14 protein-coding genes are annotated in these 19,595 nt (G+C 72.2%); 5 read left to right on the top strand and 9 right to left on the bottom strand.

The genetic code is table 11. From position 1 onward, the window contains the following. Positions 1–2 precede the first annotated feature (2 nt). From E1211_RS11835 to E1211_RS11825, 3 genes are all read left to right on the top strand, one after another. Positions 3–2,396 carry an excinuclease ABC subunit UvrA gene (locus tag E1211_RS11835; RefSeq protein ID WP_132348384.1) on the top strand — a complete coding sequence of 798 codons (2,394 nt, stop codon included), beginning with the start codon at positions 3–5 and terminating at the stop codon, positions 2,394–2,396. Positions 2,397–2,702: 306 nt separating this feature from the next. Continuing rightward, on the top strand, positions 2,703–5,171 hold the full coding sequence (locus E1211_RS11830) for a CehA/McbA family metallohydrolase (RefSeq protein WP_132348382.1): 2,469 nt from the start codon (positions 2,703–2,705) through the stop codon (positions 5,169–5,171). A 302-nt stretch (positions 5,172–5,473) separates the two neighbouring features. Next, positions 5,474–6,646, top strand: a complete 1,173-nt coding sequence (locus E1211_RS11825) for an alanine--tRNA ligase-related protein (protein ID WP_132348380.1) — start codon at positions 5,474–5,476, stop codon at positions 6,644–6,646. A gap of 44 nt (positions 6,647–6,690) precedes the next feature. Here E1211_RS11825 and E1211_RS11820 read toward each other — a convergent pair whose 3' ends face one another. Both E1211_RS11820 and E1211_RS11815 read right to left on the bottom strand, forming a co-directional pair. Further along, on the bottom strand, positions 6,691–7,674 hold the full coding sequence (locus tag E1211_RS11820) for a PD40 domain-containing protein (RefSeq protein WP_132348378.1): 984 nt from the start codon (positions 7,672–7,674) through the stop codon (positions 6,691–6,693). Further along, entirely contained in the window at positions 7,674–8,993 is a 1,320-nt protein-coding gene (locus E1211_RS11815; protein WP_132348376.1) for an MFS transporter, read from the bottom strand. Before E1211_RS11815 ends, E1211_RS11820 begins: the two co-directional genes overlap by 1 nt. A gap of 229 nt (positions 8,994–9,222) precedes the next feature. Here E1211_RS11815 and E1211_RS11810 point away from each other — a divergent pair, with 229 nt between their 5' ends. Beyond that, positions 9,223–10,602, top strand: a complete 1,380-nt coding sequence (locus E1211_RS11810) for a DNRLRE domain-containing protein (RefSeq protein ID WP_132348374.1) — start codon at positions 9,223–9,225, stop codon at positions 10,600–10,602. Between the two features lie 86 nt (positions 10,603–10,688). Here the strand turns inward: E1211_RS11810 and E1211_RS11805 are convergent, their stop codons facing one another. From E1211_RS11805 to E1211_RS11785, 5 genes are all read right to left on the bottom strand, one after another. Continuing rightward, a complete protein-coding gene (locus E1211_RS11805) occupies positions 10,689–11,423 on the bottom strand; it encodes an aldehyde dehydrogenase family protein (RefSeq protein ID WP_207915343.1) in 735 nt (244 codons plus the stop codon). 27 nt (positions 11,424–11,450) lie between these two features. Next, on the bottom strand, positions 11,451–12,338 hold the full coding sequence (locus E1211_RS11800; protein ID WP_132348370.1) for an SDR family NAD(P)-dependent oxidoreductase: 888 nt from the start codon (positions 12,336–12,338) through the stop codon (positions 11,451–11,453). Between the two features lie 16 nt (positions 12,339–12,354). After that, positions 12,355–13,362 (bottom strand): alcohol dehydrogenase catalytic domain-containing protein, encoded by a 1,008-nt coding sequence (locus E1211_RS11795; RefSeq protein ID WP_132348368.1) that lies wholly within the window; start codon positions 13,360–13,362, stop codon positions 12,355–12,357. 200 nt (positions 13,363–13,562) lie between these two features. Then, positions 13,563–14,399, bottom strand: coding sequence for an alpha/beta fold hydrolase (locus E1211_RS11790; protein WP_132348366.1), 837 nt, complete (start codon positions 14,397–14,399; stop codon positions 13,563–13,565). 278 nt (positions 14,400–14,677) lie between these two features. Beyond that, positions 14,678–15,604 (bottom strand): cyclase family protein, encoded by a 927-nt coding sequence (locus tag E1211_RS11785; RefSeq protein ID WP_132348364.1) that lies wholly within the window; start codon positions 15,602–15,604, stop codon positions 14,678–14,680. A gap of 240 nt (positions 15,605–15,844) precedes the next feature. Between E1211_RS11785 and E1211_RS11780 the strand changes: the two genes are divergently transcribed. Beyond that, on the top strand, positions 15,845–16,354 hold the full coding sequence (locus E1211_RS11780; protein ID WP_132348362.1) for an SRPBCC family protein: 510 nt from the start codon (positions 15,845–15,847) through the stop codon (positions 16,352–16,354). 53 nt (positions 16,355–16,407) lie between these two features. On the opposite strand, the gene E1211_RS11775 is transcribed toward E1211_RS11780, so the two are convergent. Together E1211_RS11775 and E1211_RS32470 are read right to left on the bottom strand one after the other, a co-directional pair. Then, positions 16,408–19,209: a LuxR family transcriptional regulator gene (locus E1211_RS11775; protein WP_207915342.1), complete on the bottom strand. Its 2,802-nt coding sequence runs from the start codon at positions 19,207–19,209 to the stop codon at positions 16,408–16,410. A gap of 134 nt (positions 19,210–19,343) precedes the next feature. After that, positions 19,344–19,595, bottom strand: a 252-nt coding sequence (locus E1211_RS32470; protein WP_207915341.1) for a hypothetical protein, incomplete at its 5' end; no start/stop codon positions are given.

The following is a 19,595-nucleotide window of genomic DNA, read 5'->3' as shown; positions in this document are numbered from 1 at the left end:
CGATGAGCAAGGCCAGGACGACCGGCCCACGGACGCCCGCGCCGCACGTTGCCGACCGCCACGAGCTGATCCGCGTGCAGGGCGCGCGCGAGAACAACCTCAAGGACGTCAACGTCGAGATCCCCAAGCGGCGGCTCACGGTCTTCACCGGCGTCTCCGGCTCGGGCAAGAGCTCGCTGGTGTTCGGCACGATCGCCGCCGAGTCGCAGCGGATGATCAACGAGACCTACAGCGCGTTCGTGCAGGGCTTCATGCCGACGCTGTCCCGGCCGGAGGTCGACGTACTGGAGGGGCTGACGACGGCGATCATCGTCGACCAGGAACGGATGGGCGCCAACCCCCGCTCGACGGTCGGCACCGCCACCGACGCCAACGCGATGCTGCGGATCCTCTTCAGCCGGCTCGGGCAGCCGCACATCGGCTCGCCCAACGCGTACTCCTTCAACGTCCCCTCGGTGAAGGCCAGCGGCGCGATCACCGTCGAGCGGGGCGTCGGCAGGACGAAGACCGAGCGGGCCACCTTCCACCGGCTGGGCGGGATGTGCCCGCGCTGCGAGGGCATGGGCTCGGTCAACGACATCGACCTGACCCAGCTGTACGACGACAGCAAGTCGCTCAACGAGGGTGCGCTCACCATTCCCGGCTACAGCATGGACGGCTGGTACGGCCGCATCTTCCGCGGCTGCGGCTACTTCGATCCGGACAAGCCGATCCGCAAGTACACGAAGAAGGAGCTGCACGACCTGCTCTACCGGGAGCCGACCAAGATCAAGGTCGACGGCATCAACCTGACCTACTCCGGGTTGATCCCGCAGCTCCAGAAGTCGTTCCTCGCCAAGGACGTCGACTCGTTGCAGCCGCACATCCGCGCCTTCGTGGAGCGGGCCGTGACCTTCACGACCTGCCCGGAGTGCGACGGCACCCGGCTGAGCAAGGAGGCCCGCTCGTCGAAGATCGGGGGGAAGAGCATCGCCGACGTCTGCGGGATGCAGATCAACGACCTGGCCGGCTGGGTTCGCGGCCTCGACGAGCCCTCGGTCGCCCCGCTGCTCACGGGTCTGCAGAACCTCCTCGACTCGTTCGTGGAGATCGGCCTGGGATACCTGTCGCTCGACCGTCCGGCGGGCACCCTCTCCGGGGGTGAGGCCCAGCGCACCAAGATGATCCGGCATCTCGGTTCGTCGCTCACCGACGTGACCTACGTCTTCGACGAGCCGACGATCGGCCTGCACCCGCACGACATCCAGCGGATGAACGACCTGCTGCTGCGGCTGCGCGACAAGGGCAACACCGTGCTCGTGGTGGAGCACAAGCCGGAGACGATCGTGATCGGCGACCACGTCGTCGACCTCGGACCCGGTGCCGGGACGGCCGGCGGCGAGGTGGTCTTCGAGGGGACCGTCGACGGGCTGCGGGCCAGCGGCACGCTGACCGGGCGGCACCTGGACGACCGGGCCGTCCTGAAGCAGTCGGTGCGCAGGCCCACCGGGGTGCTGGAGGTACGCGGCGCCCGGACCCACAACCTGCGGGACGTCGACGTCGACATCCCACTCGGCGTGCTCGTCGTCGTCACCGGCGTGGCGGGCTCGGGCAAGAGCTCGTTGATCCACGGGTCGGTCTCCGGGCGGGACGGGGTGGTCACGGTCGACCAGACCGCCATCCGTGGCTCGCGGCGCAGCAACCCGGCGACCTACACCGGCCTGCTCGACCCGATCCGCAAGGCCTTCGCGAAGGCCAACGGCGTCAAGCCGGCGCTGTTCAGCCCCAACTCCGAGGGCGCCTGCCCCACCTGCAACGGCGCCGGGGTCATCTACACCGACCTCGGGATGATGGCCGGCGTCGCCACCACCTGCGAGGAGTGCGAGGGCAGGCGGTTCCAGGCATCGGTGCTGGAGTACCGGCTCGGCGGCCGGGACATCAGCGAGGTGCTCGCGATGCCGGTGACCGAGGCCGAGGCGTTCTTCGGCGCCGGCGACGCCCGTACGCCGGCCGCGCACGCCATCCTCGACCGGCTCGCCGACGTCGGGCTCGGCTACCTCACCCTCGGCCAGCCGCTCACCACGCTGTCGGGCGGCGAGCGGCAGCGGCTCAAGCTCGCCACCCACATGGGCGAGAAGGGCGGCGTCTACGTCCTCGACGAGCCGACCACCGGCCTCCACCTGGCCGACGTCGAGCAGCTGCTCGGCCTGCTCGACCGGCTCGTCGACGCCGGCAAGTCGGTAGTCGTCATCGAGCACCACCAGGCGGTGATGGCCCACGCCGACTGGCTCATCGACCTCGGCCCGGGCGCCGGGCACGACGGTGGCCGCGTCGTCTTCGAGGGCACCCCCGCCGACCTCGTCGCCGCCCGCGCCACCCTCACCGGCGAGCACCTCGCCGCCTACGTCGCCGGCTGACGCAGCATCCGGGCGGGCCTCGGTACCGAGCCGAGGCCCGCCACGGACGCCGGAGGAGGTTGCACCGCGACCCGACGACGTCGACGCCGCGCGTCACCGGCCGCGGTGCGTGCTGCCCGGCCCGCCGCTGTGTCGGACCGCACAACCCGGCAGTAGCTCCGTTCCCGGCCATTCGGTCTTCACCGACGATTCACGCAACGCCCCCTCCGGCCTGGCTAGCGTCGCGAGCGTTCGGACGACCGAGCCCGCCGAGTCGTGTCGGGACACCCTCGCGGCGACCCGGGGCTCGTACGAGATGAGGGTCGCATGGAAGTAGACCGCAGGAAGTTCATCGCCATCGGCGGTGCCGTCACCGCGGCAACCCTGCTCCCCGGCGCCGCCGCGTGGGCGGAGGCCGGTGCCGAGGCCACGACCGACGCGGCCGGCGGGCGCAAGCCCGGCAAGGACGGCGGACCGGAGGGTGTTTGGCTGCCGGGTGACACCCACGTCCACGACGACCACTCGTCCGACGGCAGCGCGCCGCGCCAGCTGTCGGACCAGCGCGACCCGGGCAACCTCCCGGTCAGCGACCAGATCGGCTACGCGGAGTCGGCGGGCCTGGCCTTCCTGCCGCTGACCGACCACCGCACCTTCGACCAGCACTGGGACCCGCTGTGGCGCTCCGACAAGCTGCTGCTGCTCACCGGTGAGGAGGTGAACGGCTCCCCGCACTCGGTAGTCCTCGGCGCGGTCGACACGGTGGTGGACGGCGCGAACCCGCCCGGCTCGGCCGCCTTCCGCCACGTCCAGCAGTCGATCTGGGACACCCACGCCCAGGACGCGTTCTGGTCCGTCGCCCACCCGGACGACGGGGAGTACACGCCGGCCGGCGGCCCGAACGACAACGCGAACGTCCAGGGTGTCGACGCCGTCGAGCTCTGGAACGCGAGCAGCAACCCCGACGTCGAGATCGAGTACGCCGAGAACCGCTGGAACAACGGATTCCGCTTCGGCGGCGTGGCCGCCAGCGACAGCCACTTCAAGGAGCTGCGCCCGAACAGCGCCCCCGGCAAGCCCACCACCTGGGTCTTCGCGGCGGAGCGGACCACCCGGGCCATCCTCGACGCCCTGCGGGCCGGGCGTACGACGCTGACCTACGGCACGGGTGGAGCGTTCGCCACGATCGAGGCCGACCTCGACGGCGACGGGCGGTTCGAGGCGATCGGCGGCGACGAGGTGATCGTCGGCAGTCGCTCCCTGCCGAAGCGGGCCGCCCTGCGGGTGCGGGTGAAGGCCGGCGCCGGCACGCGGGTGCTCGTCTACGCCGCGCCAGGTCGCTCGGCCGGACCGATCGCCACCTACGCGCCGACGAAGGACGACCAGACCTGGCAGATCCCGCTCACGCTGACCGCCGACCACACCTGGTACCGGGTGGAGGTGCGCGCCCCGGGCGAGCTCTCCGGCCGGGAGGCGGACCCGGACCTGCCCGACCAGCTGCGCGCCGCCACGTCGCCGATCTTCGTGTCGGTGAAGCAGGCGGCCGTGCCGAAGCCCGCGATCGCGCTCCCGGCGCCGAACCGCGCGAACGACCGGGCCGAACCGGTGGTGGGCGAGCCCGGAGGGTTCGCCGGCTTCGCCGACGTCGCCGTCGACGGGCAGGTCAGCCACGTGGTCGCCGAGGTGCACGAGGGCCACCGGACGTCGGTGGTGTACCGCCGCCTCGACCGGCACGGCAACCCGCACAGCGACAAGACCGTCGTGCTCTCCGGAGACTCCGGCACGGCTCGCGCACCCCGGGTGGTCGCCGCCGGCAAGGACGTCTGGGTGGTGTGGCAGGACGCCCGCGGCCAGGAGCAGCCGCACCGGCCGGGCATCTGGCTGCGCCACAGCCACAACGGCGGCCAGAGCTTCGGGGCGGCCGAGCGGCTGAAGACCGGGCAGGGACGGGCCGAGCACCCGGCGCTCGCGCTCCTCGACGGGCACCCGGTCGTCGCCTGGGCGGAGAACAGCGGGGGCGCGTTCGACATCCGCGTCCAGGTCGTCGGCGTCGACCGCGAGCCGGTCGACGTCTCCGCCGCCGGCAAGGTGATCGTCGCGGGCACGCCCGCCGACGCCCGCTCACCGATCCACCCGGCCTCCCTGTTCCCGGCGCTCGCCGTGACGAAGGACGGGCGGATCATCGTGACCTGGCAGGACAACCGGTTCGACCCGGACGCCGGGTGGACCGGTCACACGCCCCCCGCCGGCCAACCCGCCGGCGGCGGCACCAACCCCGACAACTGGGAGATCATGGCCTCGGTGCGGGCCGGCGAGGCCAGGAGCTGGAGCGCCCCGGTACGGGTCAGCGGCAACGACGACGCGGCCGACCGGCACCCGGGCGTGGCGGTGGACCGCGACGGGGCGTACGTCGTCGTCTGGGAGACCAAGGCGCTCTCGGCCTCGGGGGTGAACCTCTCGCTGCGGGCGAGCCGCTCCACCGACGGCGTGACCTGGTCGGCGGCCGAGCCGGTCGCGCTCGACCCGAACGCGATGAGCCAGCGGCCCCGGATCGCCGCCGACCCGGACGGCACGGTCCGGGCGGTCTGGTACGACTCCCGGTCCGCCGACTGGCGCTGGAAGGTCTTCACCTCCCGGCGCAGCCGCTCGGGCTGGACGCCGCCGCTTCAGGTGAGCACCCTCGGGAACAACACCTGGCCGGCCGTGGACCGGGGAGTGGTCGTCTTCACCAGCGACCGCCGGGCGGCCCGCAGCCAGCGCGACCGTACCCAGGAGATCTACCTCGTACGGCAGGGCTGAGCCGAACCGGGCGGGACGGTCGGCGGGTACGCCGGCCGCCCCGCCCCGGGGGCGAGCCGCCCGTCCGGCCGGGGAAGGCAAACCGGTGGGCGATGGCGGCGGAACGAGATACGGTGCGAGACATGGAGATCACCAGGCAGTCCGTCGCCGCGGCCGCGCGAGCTACGCGCTCGACGGTCGCCGCAGCCTGACCTCCTGAGTCCCCGCCGGCGGCCGGAAACGGTCCGCCGGCCTTCGTGTCTTCACACCCTCCCCGCGCCCGCACACCTTTCCGGTCGCCACCGACCCGAAAGGCCCCCACCATGACACCCGAAAAGATCATCGGGACCTTCGTCGACTTCTACCGGGAGCACGGTCACCGGCTGCTCCCCGAGAGCTCGCTGGTCCGGCCACCGGACGATCCGGTCCTCTTCACCACCTCCGGGATGCACCCGCTGACGCCCTACCTGGAGGGGCGGCCGCACCCGCTGGGCCGCCGGCTGGTGAACGTCCAGCGGTGCCTGCGCACCACCGACCTGGACGAGGTGGGCGACGACACCCACCTGACCGTCTTCCAGATGCTCGGCTCCTGGTCGCTCGGCGACTACGGCGGCCCGCAGAGCCTGCGCTGGGGCTACGAGCTGCTCCGTGAGGGCTTCGGCGTCGCGCACGACCGGCTGTACGCGACCGTGTTCGGCGGCGACGACCAGGTCGGGCCGGACACCGCGTCGCTGGAGGTCTGGCAGCGGCTCGGCGTGCCCGTGGAGCTGACCGGCCAGGAGAACTGGTGGTCCAACGGACCGACCGGGCCGTGCGGGCCCGACTCGGAGATCTTCGTGTGGACCGGTGACACCCCGCCGACCGGCACCCCGAGCACCGACGGCCGGTGGATGGAGGTGTGGAACCACGTGGGTATGCGCTACCACCGGCACGGCGACGGTCGGCTGGAGCCGCTGCGCCAGCCCGACGTCGACACCGGGATGGGGCTGGAGCGCCTGGAGATGGTGCTGCGCGGCCACCGCTCGGTCTTCGAGGGCGACGGCTTCGAGCCCTGGGTCCGGGGCGTCGGCGGCCTGTGGCAGCCGGACGAGGAGACGCTGCGGCTCGTCAGTGACCACCTCCGGTCGAGCGTGGTCGTCATCGGCGACGGGGTGCGGCCCTCGAACACCGGTCGCGGGTACGTGCTGCGTCGGCTGATCCGCCGTACGCTCACCGCGCTGTGGCGCGACGACCCGTCGCGGAGCCTCGCCGACCTGCCGGACGAGCCGTTCACCCGGACCCGCGACCGGTTCCGGCAGCGCGCGGACGTCGACGAGCTGCGCGGCCTGCTGCTCGGTGAGGAGCGGCGCTTCGGCGACCTGCTCCGGCGGGGCCGGCCCGTCGTGTCGCGGCAGCTGTCCCGGGGACCGCTGCGGGACGAGGACTACCACTACCTGCACGACACCCACGGGCTGCCCCGCGAGTTGGTGGAGACCCTGGTCGCCGAGGCGGCGTAACGAACCGCCTCCCGGGCCGGCGTGCTCGCCGGAACGGGGACCCGTCAGGTCAGCGGCGACGGGGACTCCGCGTCGGGCACCAGCAGTCGGGGCGCGCCGGAGCCGTCCGCCGGCACCGCCCAGACGTCGGGGCGGCCGTCGTCCTGGCGAAGGGTGTAGGCGAGCGTCGCGGCGTCCAGCCACGCCGCCTGGTCGTCCACGCTCGTCGTCTCGGCGGTCGGCGTCACCCGCATCGTGGCCAGGTCCAGCACCGACAGGCGCCAGCCCCGCTGCGGGTCGGCGTCGATCGCCTCCTTGAACGCGAGCCGGGTGCCGTCGGGCGAGAGCGACGGGCACTCGACGTTCTCCTTGAGCGTCTCGACCTTCCGCGCGGCGAGGTCGCCCCGGACGAGGTACCGCTTCCCGCCTGTCGACATCGTCGCGTAGAAGACGTTGTCGTCGGCGGTGAACGTGACGCCCCAGTAGTTGACGTCGGCGCTGCGGTAGGGCTTCCCGTCGCGGGTCACCGCGAACTCCTCCAGCGACATGACCGTGCTGCCGCTGCGGGTGTCGAGGATTCCGGTTCGGGTGGAGAAGCCGCTGGCCGTGTAGGAGTCGCCGCCGACGAACGTCGTCCAGGAGATCATCCGGCCGGAGGCGGAGACCCGGGCCCGGTTGGGCAGGCCGGGAACGGCGACCGAACGCTGCGGGCGCAGCGCCGAGTCGAGCACGACGACCCGGTAGGACCAGGCGTTCTCCGGCGCGAGGCAGACACCGGTGCCGGCCGCCGCGTACACCCGCAGGCACTCCACGTTCGAGACGGTCCGCGCGCCGCCGGGGTCGGTGCCGGCGACGGAGGCGACGTGCCGGTCGGTGATGGTCAGCAGGCGCGGTTGCCCGGGCGCCAGGGTGACCGGGCCGGCGCCGGCGGTGGCGGGTGAGGCGGCCGGCTCGGCGGCGAGGACGGCGTAGCCCGTCGCCACGACGCCCAGCAGCAGGGCCGAACCGACCGCCACACCGATCTTCACGCGGGTCGACATCGCGGTCATCAGGACACCTTCCGGGGAACGGGACGGTACGTGGGGGCCAGCATGAGCAGGGTGAGCAGAAGAACGGCCGCGACGGCCACGGCGGCGGCCCGGATCGCGTTCTGCGGCCCCCAGGCCTGCCAGGCGAGACCGAAGAGGACGGACGAGACGAGGTACGCGAGCGCCTGCCCGGTCTGGACGAGCGCGATCCCGCTGGTGCGCAGTCGCGGCGGCAGGACCGGGCCGGCGAGCGCGATGAGCACACCGTCGGTGGCCGCGTAGAAGGTGCCGTACAGGGCCAGGGCCAGCACGAGCAGGGGCCAGCCGGCGACCGGGCCGGCGAGCAGCAGGTAGGTGACGCCGAGCGCGGCGTACCCGCCCAGCACCACCGGGAGCCGGCCGATCCGGTCGGCGAGCAGGCCGATCGGGGTCGCGAGCAGCAGGTACACCAGGCTGGTGCCCACGGCCAGCAGCGGGAACCAGGTGAGGTCCACGTTCTCCCGGCGTTGCAACAACAGGTAGACGAACCCGTCCCCGATGGTGGCCAGCCCCAGCAGCGCTGCGGCCACCACGAGCCGCCGGGCCGGCCGGTCACGCAGCAGCCCGAGCAACTCCCGGACGGTGGGCCGTCCCTCGTCGGGCTCCTCCGCCGGCCCGCCGCCGCCCGGCCCGGTGGCCACTGCCTCCCGCGTCGGTGTGTCCCGCTCGCGGACGAAGAGGACGAGCACGACGACGCCCAGCGCGGCGACGCAGAAGCTGGTCACGAAGACCGCGTCGTACGACCGGCCGACGGCGAGCAGCACGGCCATGGCGACGAGGGGGCCGAGGAACGCGCCGACGGCGTCCATCGTCCGGTGCACGCCGAACGCCCGGCCCAGCGACTCCGGTGGCGTCGACGCCGTGATGAGCGCGTCCCGGGGCGCGCTGCGTACGCCCTTGCCGAGCCGGTCGACGGCGATGACCGCGCCGATCATCGGCACGGACCGGCCGGCGAGGAGCAGGCCGAGCTTCGCCACCGCGGAGAGCGCGTACCCGAACCCGGCCACGAGCTTGCGTCGCCGGATCCGGTCGGCGACGAAGCCACCGACCACCCGCAGCAGCGCGGTGGCGCCGGCGTAGACGCCGTCGACGACGCCGAAGGCCAGCGGACTGAGCTGGAGCCCCAGCACCAGGTAGAGGGGCAGGACCGCGGTGACCATCTCGGCGGAGACGTCGGTGATCAGGCTGACCGTGCCGAGGGCGAGGACGTTGCCGCTGACCAGGGCGATCCGGCGGCGGGACCGGCCGGGCTCCACGTCCGGCGGATCGGTCCGCGGCCGGGAGACGGTCGACAGGTACACGGGCGTCCCCTTCGGATCGCGACTGACGGTCGCCTATCGTGCGGCCCGCGCCGACCGGCCACAACGGATCCCCGGTGCCGGGCGGGCGTGCACGTGGTGAACATCGGCGCAACAGCGAGGTGTTCGCCTCCGTGGACGAGTTGTTCACCCGCCGGTCAGGGATCGGTCCATCGACCTCCCTACATTCCATCCGCTCTCAACCCCCGACCCTTCGATAGGGAGGCTCCGGATGGGCATTCGCCTTTCCCGTCCGTCGGTGACGATGGGGACGGTCGCGGTGCTGCTCGCCGCCACCGCCGCCGTCGTCATGACCGGCGGCACCTCGGCCTCGGCGGCCACGGCCACGTTCCGGCCGGTCGCCGACACGTACGTCCAGAACGACACCACGTCCACCAACTACGGGACGTCGACGCAGATCGTGGTCGACAACTCGCCGGTCCGCCGGATGTTCCTGCGCTTCACCGTGAGCGGGGTCAGCGGCACCGTCAGCAGCGCCAAGCTGCGGCTGCGCACGATCAGCGGCAACGACGGCAGCAGCGCCGGTGGCACGTTCCGGGCCATGTCGAACACGACCTGGTCGGAGACGGGCACGACCTGGAACAACCAGCCGGGCATCGACGGCGCGACGCTGGGCTCGATCGGCTCGGTCACCGCCGACGGCTGGTACGAGGTCGACGTGACGTCCCACGTCCGGGGCAACGGCACGTTCAGCTTCGGCGCGACCTCGTCCAACACCGACGGGGCGTACTACGACTCCCGGGAGAGCGGTGCGGACGCGCCGCAGCTGGTGGTCACCACCGGCACCACGACGCCGCCGCCCTCGGGCGATCCGGTCCTCGTCGGTGTCGGCGACATCTCCGACTCCGGCTCCGGCGACACCGCGACCGCGGCACTGCTGGACGGCATCTCCGGCACCGTCTTCACCACCGGTGACAACGTCTACAGCAACGGCACCGCCTCCGAGTTCAACTCCTACTACGCGCCCACCTGGGGCCGGCACAAGTCGCGTACCCGGCCGTCGCCCGGCAACCACGACTACAACACCTCGGGCGCCACGGGCTACTACAACTACTTCGGCTCGCAGGCCGGCCCGAGCGGGCGGGGTTACTACTCGTACGACCTCGGCAACTGGCACGTCGTGTCGCTGAACTCCAACATCAGCATGTCGGCGGGCTCGGCGCAGGAGCAGTGGCTGCGGGCGGATCTCGTGGCCAGCACCAAGCCGTGCACGCTGGCGTACTGGCACCACCCGCTCTACACGTCGAGCTCCAACCACGCGCCGTCGACCTCGACGCGCCCGCTCTACCAGGCGCTGTACGACAACAACGCCGACGTCGTGGTCTGGGGTCACAACCACGTGTACGAGCGGTTCGCGCCGATGAACCCGAACGGCGGATACGACGCCTCCCGGGGCATGCGCAGCTTCGTCGCCGGGATGGGCGGTGCCGGTCACTACAGCTTCGGCACCATCCAGCCCAACAGCGAGGCGCGGAACAGCTCGGCGTACGGCGTGCTGAAGTTCACGCTGCACGCCAACAGCTACGACTGGCAGTTCGTGCCGGTCGCCGGGCAGAGCTACAGCGACAGCGGCACCGGCTCCTGCCACTGACGCACCCCGTGCCCGCCGGCGCGGTCACCTGGTGGTGGCCGCGCCGGCGGGCGCACCGGATCGGTACCCACCGTCCGGCTCGGCACCTACCGTCCGGGTCGCCGCGCCGGAAGCCGCCCGACGACGCGCCCGGCCCCGATCGGACCGGTGAGGGTGACCCGGCGTACCCGCGGGTCGGCGATCAGCGCCTCGACCGCCGCGGGGGCGTCCGCGTGGTCGCCGGTGACCACGTTGACGACGCCGGCGGGCAGCCCGGCCTCGGCCAGCACGTCGGCGAGGATCAGCGCGGAGATGACCGGCGCGTCCGCACGGGGCCGGATCAGCACCGTGTTGCCGACGGCCAGCGTCAGGGCGATCGCCCGGGCGCAGAAGACCATCGAACCGTTCCACGGTACGAACGACACGACCACGCCGGCCTGCTCACATTCGGTGGCGCCTGCCCGGTACGGGATGTCGGCCAGCAGCTCCGCGACCGGCCGGGTCGCCATCGCGGCGCCCTGTCGCAGCTGGCCGGCGGCCAGGCGGATGGTGAACCCCGCCCACGCGAGGCTGCCCGCGGTCTCCTGACGCAGGATTCCGGCCAGCGCCTCCGTACGCTGCTCCAGCAGGTCCGCCGCGTCGAGGAGCACCGTTCGGCGCTTCGTCGCCGCGGTCGACGCCCAGCCGGGGAACGCGGCCTGAGCCGCGTCCACGGCAGCGCGGAGGTCGGCGTCCGCCGCGGGAACCGTCAGGTGCGCCCCACCGGTGACCGGGCTGCCCGGGTGATCGGTGGTACGGCCGTGGGCGGTGGCCGTGCCCCGGCCGCTGGGTCGGGCAGGCATGTCCGTCACGAACATCCGGGCCGCCCGTCAGTTGTGCGGGTGGAGCAGGTCCGCGAGGCCGATGCGGGTGAGGAACTCCGTACGGATCCGGTCGGCGACCACGCTGACGACCTCGGAGCCGTCGTCGGCGGGGTCGACGTGCACGCGGAACGGCCGCTTGCCGTGCGGGGTGTCCACGATGCGGACCACCGCGGCGGCGACCTCGGCGACGTCCGCGTCCGGCGGCGCGAGCTCGGCCAGCCGCTTGCTCACCTGCTCCATCAGGCCCGCGTACCGCTCCTCGTACGCCTTGACGGTCTCCTCGTCGGCCGGCCGTCCGCTGTGGGCGAAGTGGTTGGTGCCGCTGGTGAAGGAGCCGGGCACGACGATGCTCGTCTCGATGTTGAACCGGGCCAGCTCGTCGGCGTAGCTGACGGCCAGGGCGTCCATCCCCGCCTTCGCCGCGAAGTACGGCGCGAGGTACGGCGGGGTGCCACCCCGGCTGCTGCTGGAGCCGATCCAGAGCACCAGGCCGTTGCGGCGCGCGCGCATGCCGGGCAGCGCCGCCCGGTTCACCCGCTGGGTGCCCAGCACGTTGATGTCGTATACGTGCGCGATCTCCTCGGGGGTGAACGCCTCGGCCGGACCGGTGACCATGTGCCCGGCGTTGTGGACGAGGACGTCGATCGCGCCGTGCGCGGCGACGATCGCCGCGACGGCGGCGTCGGCGGACTCCTGCGACTGCACGTCCAGCTCGATGGTCCGCAGGTCGGCGTCGTTCTCACGGGCGAACGCGGCGGCTTCGGCGACGGCCGGGGCGTTGCGGCCTGTGGTGGCCCGCATGCTGGCGTAGACGGTGTGACCGGCCCGAGCCAGCGCCCGGGCGGTGAGCGCGCCGAAACCGCTGGACGCGCCGGTGATCAGTACGACGGACATGTCTGCTCCTTGGTGGTCAGAAGACGATGACGCTGCGGCCGCGAGCGGTGCCGGCGGCCATCGCGTCCAGGGCGGCGGGAGCCTGGTCGAGGGAGATCGAAGTGACGTCGGGAAGGATCCCGTGGGCTGCGGAGAACGCGAGCGTGTCGCGCAGGTCGTGCGGCGACCCGGACGGGTTGGCCATCACGTGCAGCCGGTTGAGCACCATCGGCTGGGTCGGCACGCTCAGTGGCTCGCCGTCGTACCCGCAGAGCACGAGCGTGCCGTCCGGGGCGAGTCCGCCGAACGCCGCCGCCGCGGCCGCGGTCGTCGGAGCCGCGTTAAGGATGACGTTCGCGCCGCCGTCCCAGGCCTTCAGCGCCGAGGCCGGGTCCTGCTCGCTGGTCGCCACGAACCGTTCGGCGCCCAGCGACAGCGCCTGCTCCTGCGCGCGGCGCGAGTGGCCGAGCACGGCGACCCGTGCGCCCATCGCCGCGGCGTAGCGGATGGCCAGCGCTCCGATCCCTCCCGAGCCGATCACGGCGACCCGCGACTCGGGGCGGATCCCCGCCTGCCGCAGCCCGTTGAACGCGGTGATGCCCGCGCACATCAGCGGGGCCGCGGCGACCGGGTCCAGCCCGGCCGGCAACGGGGTGACGAACCCGGCCTTCAACAGGGCGTACTCGGCGTAGCCGCCGTCGGCCACGATGCCGGTGATCCGCTTGGACGGGCAGAGGATCTGGTCGCCGCGGACGCAGTAGTCGCAGTGCCCGCACGAGTCGTAGAGGAACTGGGCTCCGACGGCCGTACCGACGGTCGGGAAGGTCACGCCCTCCCCGACGGCCGCCACGACACCGGTGATCTCGTGCCCGGGCACCACGGGAAAGCGGGCGAACGGAAAGTGCCCACGGATCAGGTTGAGGTCCGTGAAGCACACCCCGCACGCGGTCATCCGGACGAGAACCTCGCCCGGTCCGGGGGTGGGCACATCACGTTCGACGAGCGACAGCGGTGTGTTGACCGCGGTCGCGACAGCGGCACGCATGGTTACTCCTCTTCATCGGGTGGCGGGCCGACGAGCACCCGGCTCGTCGGCCGAGGTCAGGCGTCGGCACGGCGCATGGTGCGGTTGCCGTGCGGACGCGATTCGGTGGGGCGCGGCACGGCGGAGGTGACGGGGGCCGGCGTGGTGGACGGCCCCGACGGGGCTCACCGCACCCGGCACCTCCGCCGTCGCTCAGGCCGTCACTTGGCCAGGAAGCCGAGCAGCGCCTCGTTGACTTCCTCGGCGTGCGTCCAGAGCAGGCCGTGCGGCGCGCCTTCGATCTCGACGTACTGCGCGCTCGGCAGCGCCTGGTGGAACGGGCGGCCGGTGGCGTCGATCGGCAGGATCCGGTCGCCGGTGCCGTGCAGGATCAGGGCCGGCACGTCGATCTTCGGGATGTCGGCCCGGAAGTCGGTGAACCAGGTCATCGGCGCCGCCGCGGCGGCGTACCAACCGCCGCTGGCCGCCACCGACCAGCTGTTCCGGACGGCTTCCTCGCTGATCCTGGTGCCCAGGTTCTCGTCGAGGTTGTAGAAGTCGGCGTAGAACGCCGTGTAGTACGCGTACCGGTCCTTGCGCACCTGCTCCGAGACACCCTCGAAGAACTCCCGGGGCGCGGCGCCGGTCGGGTTGTCGTCCGTCTTGAGCAGGAACGGCTCCAGCGAGGCGAGGAAGGCGACCTTCGCGACGCGCGCCGACCCGTAGCGGCCCACGTAGCGGGCGACCTCACCGGTGCCCATCGAGAAGCCGACCAGAACGGCGTTGGTCAGGTCGAGCTTCTCCAGGAGGACGTTCAGGTCGGCGGCGAAGGTGTCGTAGTCGTACCCGAGCGCCGGCTGGCTCGACCGGCCGAACCCGCGACGGTCGTAGGTGACGACCCGGTAGCCGGCTTCGAGCAGAGCGGCCGACTGCTTCTCCCACGAGTGCCCGCTGAGCGGGAAACCGTGGATCAGCACGACCGGCTGGCCGCTGCCGTGGTCCTCGTAGTACAGCTCGATCGAGGTCGTGTTCTCTTCACCGACGGTGACGTAGGGCATACCTTTCCCTTTCCTGGTCGTTCCCCGCCGACCGGAGGCCCGGCAGCCGCTCCCACGGCGGAGGCGGGGATTCCCGCCGTCCGCCGGCCCGGTGGCCGGCTCGCTCTGCGGTGATCCAAGAATCGGGAAAGGGTGCGTGAGCCGCATCTGTCAAATGACTGGGCGGAAACCGACCGATCGGCGCGGGCGTGCGCCCGGCCGACGACTTACCGTCCGGCACGCCGACGTACGTCACCGGGCGGGATCGACGGGGACACGAGGTCCGCCCGGGGCGTCACCTACCGGATCGCGATCGGGCTGACCGGCGACCCGGTCCCACCCACGACGCGCAATGACGGTGCGCTGACCAGGAAGTCCCAGTGGCCGTCGCCGGCACAGGCCCGTGCCAGCTCCTCCAGGTTGAAGTTCTCGCCCAGCATCATCCCCATGTCCCGCACCAGGACGCAGTGCAGCGGGATCCAGGTCTCGGCGGCCGGCTGGACCTCCACACCCCAGTTGTCGCTGGCGAGGGCCGAGATCTCCCGTGCCGCGATCCACTCGGCGCAGTCGAGGGTCAACCCGGGCTCGCTGTCCATCCAGCCCTGCCAGCCCTCAGCCAGGCCCTTGCCGAGCCAGCCGGTGCGGACCAGCAGCACGTCACCCGACCTGATCGTCACACCCTGCCGGTCGACCGCCGCGTCGAGTTCGTCCGGGGTGATCCCGTGGTTCGGCGCGAGCCAGTCCACCCCGTGCAGCCGGGCGATGTCGAGCAGCACGCCACGGCCCACCGCCCCGGGGAGCGACTGCTCGACGGAGTTGGCCCGGGCACCGCCCATGCCCCCGATCGCGTTGGCGGGTACGTCGTTGTAGAGCCGGCCGTCGTAACCGACGTGCGCGAGGCTGTCCCAGTGCGTCGCCGCCTGCAAGGGCATGAAGATGTAGTCGTCGGCGCCGAAGAAGCCGTCCGGTCGGTCGAAGTCACCGGGGTGGACGCTCATCAGGTGCACCGGATTGAACCGGCCGACCGCCCCACCGTCCGCCGGCTGGGGGCCGTTCTTGCCGATGGGAATGCTCAGCTCGAAGACCTGACCCGACCGTACCGAGCCGGCGGCGGCCAGGCGGGCCGCGGGGGTCAGGAAGTTCAGCGTCCCGTGCCGGTCGTCGGCGCCCCAGCGCCCCCAGTTGGAGAGCTTCCCGCCCACGGACTTGAACTGGTAAGTATTCATGATCCTGCTTTCCTACCGCTGGTGACGACGAACCGGGCCGATCCGCCCCGCCTCGAGCGACCCGCCCGGGTGCCGGTGGTCGCGCCGGCCGGAATGAGGGACAGTCATCCGCTCAGTCATTTGACCGGTCACTCGCCGGCCCGGCGCGGGCAGATTAGGTCTCGAACTTCCGGCACCCGTGGAAACGGGACCATCCCCGAGTGATGTGCGGGTGCCACGCGCTGTTGAACGGAGAACGCCATGCTTCACCCCCGGGCCGGCCACGGTGTCTCCTGGGCACGCCGGGACAGCTACCGGTCTCCGGGCTTCACCTCGCCGTACGCGGAATCCTCGATGCACGGGGAGGCCGTCATCGAGGCGTCCCCCGGACGGGTGTACTCGCACCTGGTCGACGTCCCGCGCTGGCCCGACTGGGTCCCGGAGGTACGACACGCGCAGGTACCGGACGAGATCCGGCTCGGCGCCGCGTTCGAGATCGAGATGTACGGGGTGCGCCTGGAGGCCGTGGTCTCGGAGTACGAGCCGGACGCGCGGTTCGGCTGGATCGGATCCTCGGCCGACCTGAGCATCTACCAGGCCTGGATCCTCGTCCCGGTCGCCCCGGGCACGCAGGTGATCGCCAAGAAGGTGGAGCGTGAGCTCACGACCGCGTTGGTGCGTAGCTCGCAGGCGGAGGAGTTCTACTACGCCCACCAGGACGCGCTGCTGCGGTTGAAGCGACTGGCGGAGGATGCCGGACCGCTGGCGTGACCCGCGGCCTCGAAGTCGGTGTGCGCCGCTGCCCCGCCGGTGCCCGGGCGACCTCACTGTTCCGGCGTCTGGTCGAGCCGCACACCTGCGTCCCCGTCGTCGGCGAGCGCCGCGAGCGCGTCGCGCAGCGCGGCCCTGGAGGTGATACCGAGTTTCGGGAAGATCTGGTAGAGGTGCGTGCCGACGGTCCGGTGCGAGAGGAAGAGTTTCTCGCCGATCTGCTTGTTCGTCAGCCCGGAGCCGGCGAGTTCGGCGATTTCTCGTTCCTGCGGAGTGAGCACGGCCGGCCGCGTCGCGCTCCTCGGCTTCGCCAGACCGGTGGCGCGCAGTTCGTTGCTCGCCCGCTCGACCCATGGCTGGGCACCCAGCCGCTCGAACGCCACCAGCGCGGTCCGCAGCTGGGCCCGGGATTTGGCGGTCGCCCTGGTACGACGGAGCCACTCGCCGTACGCGAGACGCACCCGAGCCAGGTCGAACGGCCAGCGCTCCACGTCGGGCAGCGCCAACGCCGCCTCGAACAGCTCCTCGGCCCGGTCGTCGGTGGCGACGAGCGCCGACGCCGCCGCGCTGAGCAGCGCGAGCCGCGACGACAGCCCGGCGAGGTTCGCCTCCTCGACGGCGGCGGCGTGTGCGACGGCCTCGGCGGGCCGGTTGGTGCGCAGCGCCGCTTCGACGAGGTCCAGACACCCCCACAGGGCGTGCGGCACGTACGGGGCGATCGTGCCCGCGGGGCTGAGCATGATCGCGTTCTGGTACGCGCTCTCGTAGTCGCCCCGGGCGAGTTCGTTCAGCCCTGCCGCGTGGTGGGCGAAGAACTCGCCGGCCCGGACTCCGCGCGGCGCCGCGTACCGGTGGATGGCGTCGGTGATCGTCCGGTTGGTGTTCGCGTCGCCCCGCACCGCCGCGACCAACGCCTGGATGTACTGGAAGTACCAGGTGAAGAAGCGGAAGCCGTGCTCGTTGCAGAGGTGCAGGCCCTCGTCCGCGAGTTCCGCCGCCTCGCTCCACCGCCCGCTGTGGTAGTCGTCGAAACACAGGTGCAGCAGCACACCGAGGTGGCGGCGGGCCGGCGCGGCGCCATCGCGCCCGAGGCGGACCACTCGCCAGTTCGCGTCCCGACCGTCGGGGCACCGGTCCATGTAGATCGAGGCGGTGCCGATCCGGACGATCTGCGTCGGATCGCCCTCGTCGCCGAGTCCGGCGACGAGGGCGTCGAGCCGGCGGGCTGCCGCCTGCCCCGTCCGCGCCGGGTCGGCGAAGGTCGCGGCCGCCACCGTGAGCAGCTCGGGCGGCTCGGGCGTGAGCCGGTCGAGCGCCGTGAAGAACGGCTCCCACATGGCGGGCTCACCGGAGTAGTAGCACAGCAGCAGGAGCGTGTGCATCGCGTCGATCAGTGCCTGGTCTTCGGCGTCGTATCCGTGACTGCCCGATTCGATCGCCCCGACCAGTAGCCGGTGGGCGGTCCTGACATCACCGTCACTGTTGAGCAGCAGGTGAACGGCGGCGGCGGTGGCGTGCAGGGAGCCGCCCGGACTGGCCCGCCGAGCGTCGTCCAGCAGTTGCGAGGCGTTGGTCAGTTCACCACCCGCGTCGGCGCCGATGTACGCGGCCTGCGCCAGCCGCCGGCTGCGCTCGACCGGGTCGGGCGTCAGATCAGCCGACCGCGTCAACGACGCGACCGCGCCCACCGCGTCACCCCGTCGCAGGATCCGGTGCGCGGCCTGCTCCAGGAGAGCGGCGACCCGCTCGTCCGGTCCGACCGCCGCCTCGCCGAGGTGCCAGGCCCGGCGTTCGGGTTGCGCGACAAGCGTCCGGGCGAGGGCGTTGTGTGCCCAGCGCAGTTCGCCGCTGGTGGCCACCTCGACGACCGCGGACTCGATGAGCGGGTGCCGGAAGGTGAACCGGCGAGTGCTGCTGTGCACGCGCACCAGCTGGTCTCGTTCGGCCGGTTCGAGGTCGTCCAGGTCGTACTCACCGGCCGCCGTGAGGAGCACGCCGAGTTCGCCCGTACCGTCGAGTGCTCCGAGCAGCAGCAGCCGACGACAGGACTCCGGCAACTGGGACACGCGGGAGGCGAAGAGCGACTGCAGGCGCTGGGGTAGCGGAAGGACCGCGGGCAGGGAGGCCGCGGCGAGCCGCTGCGGCTCGCTCAGGGCGGTGGGCAGTTCCAGCAGGGCGAGTGGGTTGCCGCGCGCCTCCGAGAGCAGCCGGCGCCGGACAGCCGGGGCGAGTTCCGGGAACCGCTGGTTGATCAGTTCGGCGGCCGCGTCCGGTGGCAGCGGCCGCAGGTTGAGCTCGGGGATCCCCCCGTGCTCGAAGAAGCTGGCGGTGTGCGACCTCGACGCGCCCAGGAAGCCCACGCTGGTACCCACCAGGCGACGCGCGACGAACCCGAGCACCGCCGAACTCGCCCGGTCGAGCCATGGCAGGTCGTCGACGACGAGCAGCAACGGTCGCGCCACCGCCATCGAGCGGAGCAGCAACAGCACGGCGTTGGACACCAGCAACCGGTCCGGCGGTTGACCCGTGCCGAACCCGAGCGCCACCCGCAGCGCCTCACGGTGCGCGGGTGCGAGCTCACCGAAGGCGTCGTACAGCGGGAACAGCAACTGGTTCAGGCCGGAGTAGCTGATGTCGGCCTCGAACTCCACCCCGGCCGCCCGGAGCACACGTGTCCCGGTCTCGGCGACGGTCTCCGCCACGCCGTCGAGCAGCGCCGTCTTGCCGACCCCGGGCTCACCCGAGATCACCAGTGCCCCGCCGTTGACCGCTGCCTGCCGCAGGAACCTACGGACCAGCACGAACTCTTCGTCGCGGCCGACCAACGCCCACATCGGCGCTTCGAAATGCTCCACGGCGGCGGCTCCAACCATGCTCGTAGCAGGATTCGTCGGCGCCGTAGTGGGGGCACGACGGGACGATTCGACGGCGGGAGGGAGGTGGGTCCCGGTGGTGCCGCCGCCGCTGGTTCCGGGTCGCGGCGCCGAGATCAGGGCACCTCCGGCACATCGGCGACGAGGGTGGCGACCCGCTCGACGATCGTCAGGGAGCGCCCGGCCGAACGGAGCGGGTTCTGATCGGCGCGGCGGAACGGGACGGCGGACCGATGCGCAACACTTCCGGCATCCGTCACGACGCAATCAAACACCACCATGTACCGCCTCGGTTCAGCACGGCCCGACTCGTGGTCCTTGCCACGTCGCACCCGCCGGCGCCAGGGGCCAGGGGCCAGGGGCCAGGG

Origin of the sequence: Micromonospora sp. 15K316 (genome assembly GCF_004348525.1) — a bacterium.
GTDB lineage: Bacteria > Actinomycetota > Actinomycetes > Mycobacteriales > Micromonosporaceae > Micromonospora.
Note: the sequence above shows the minus strand (reverse complement) of the source record. Positions and strands in the feature narration are given on the sequence as shown.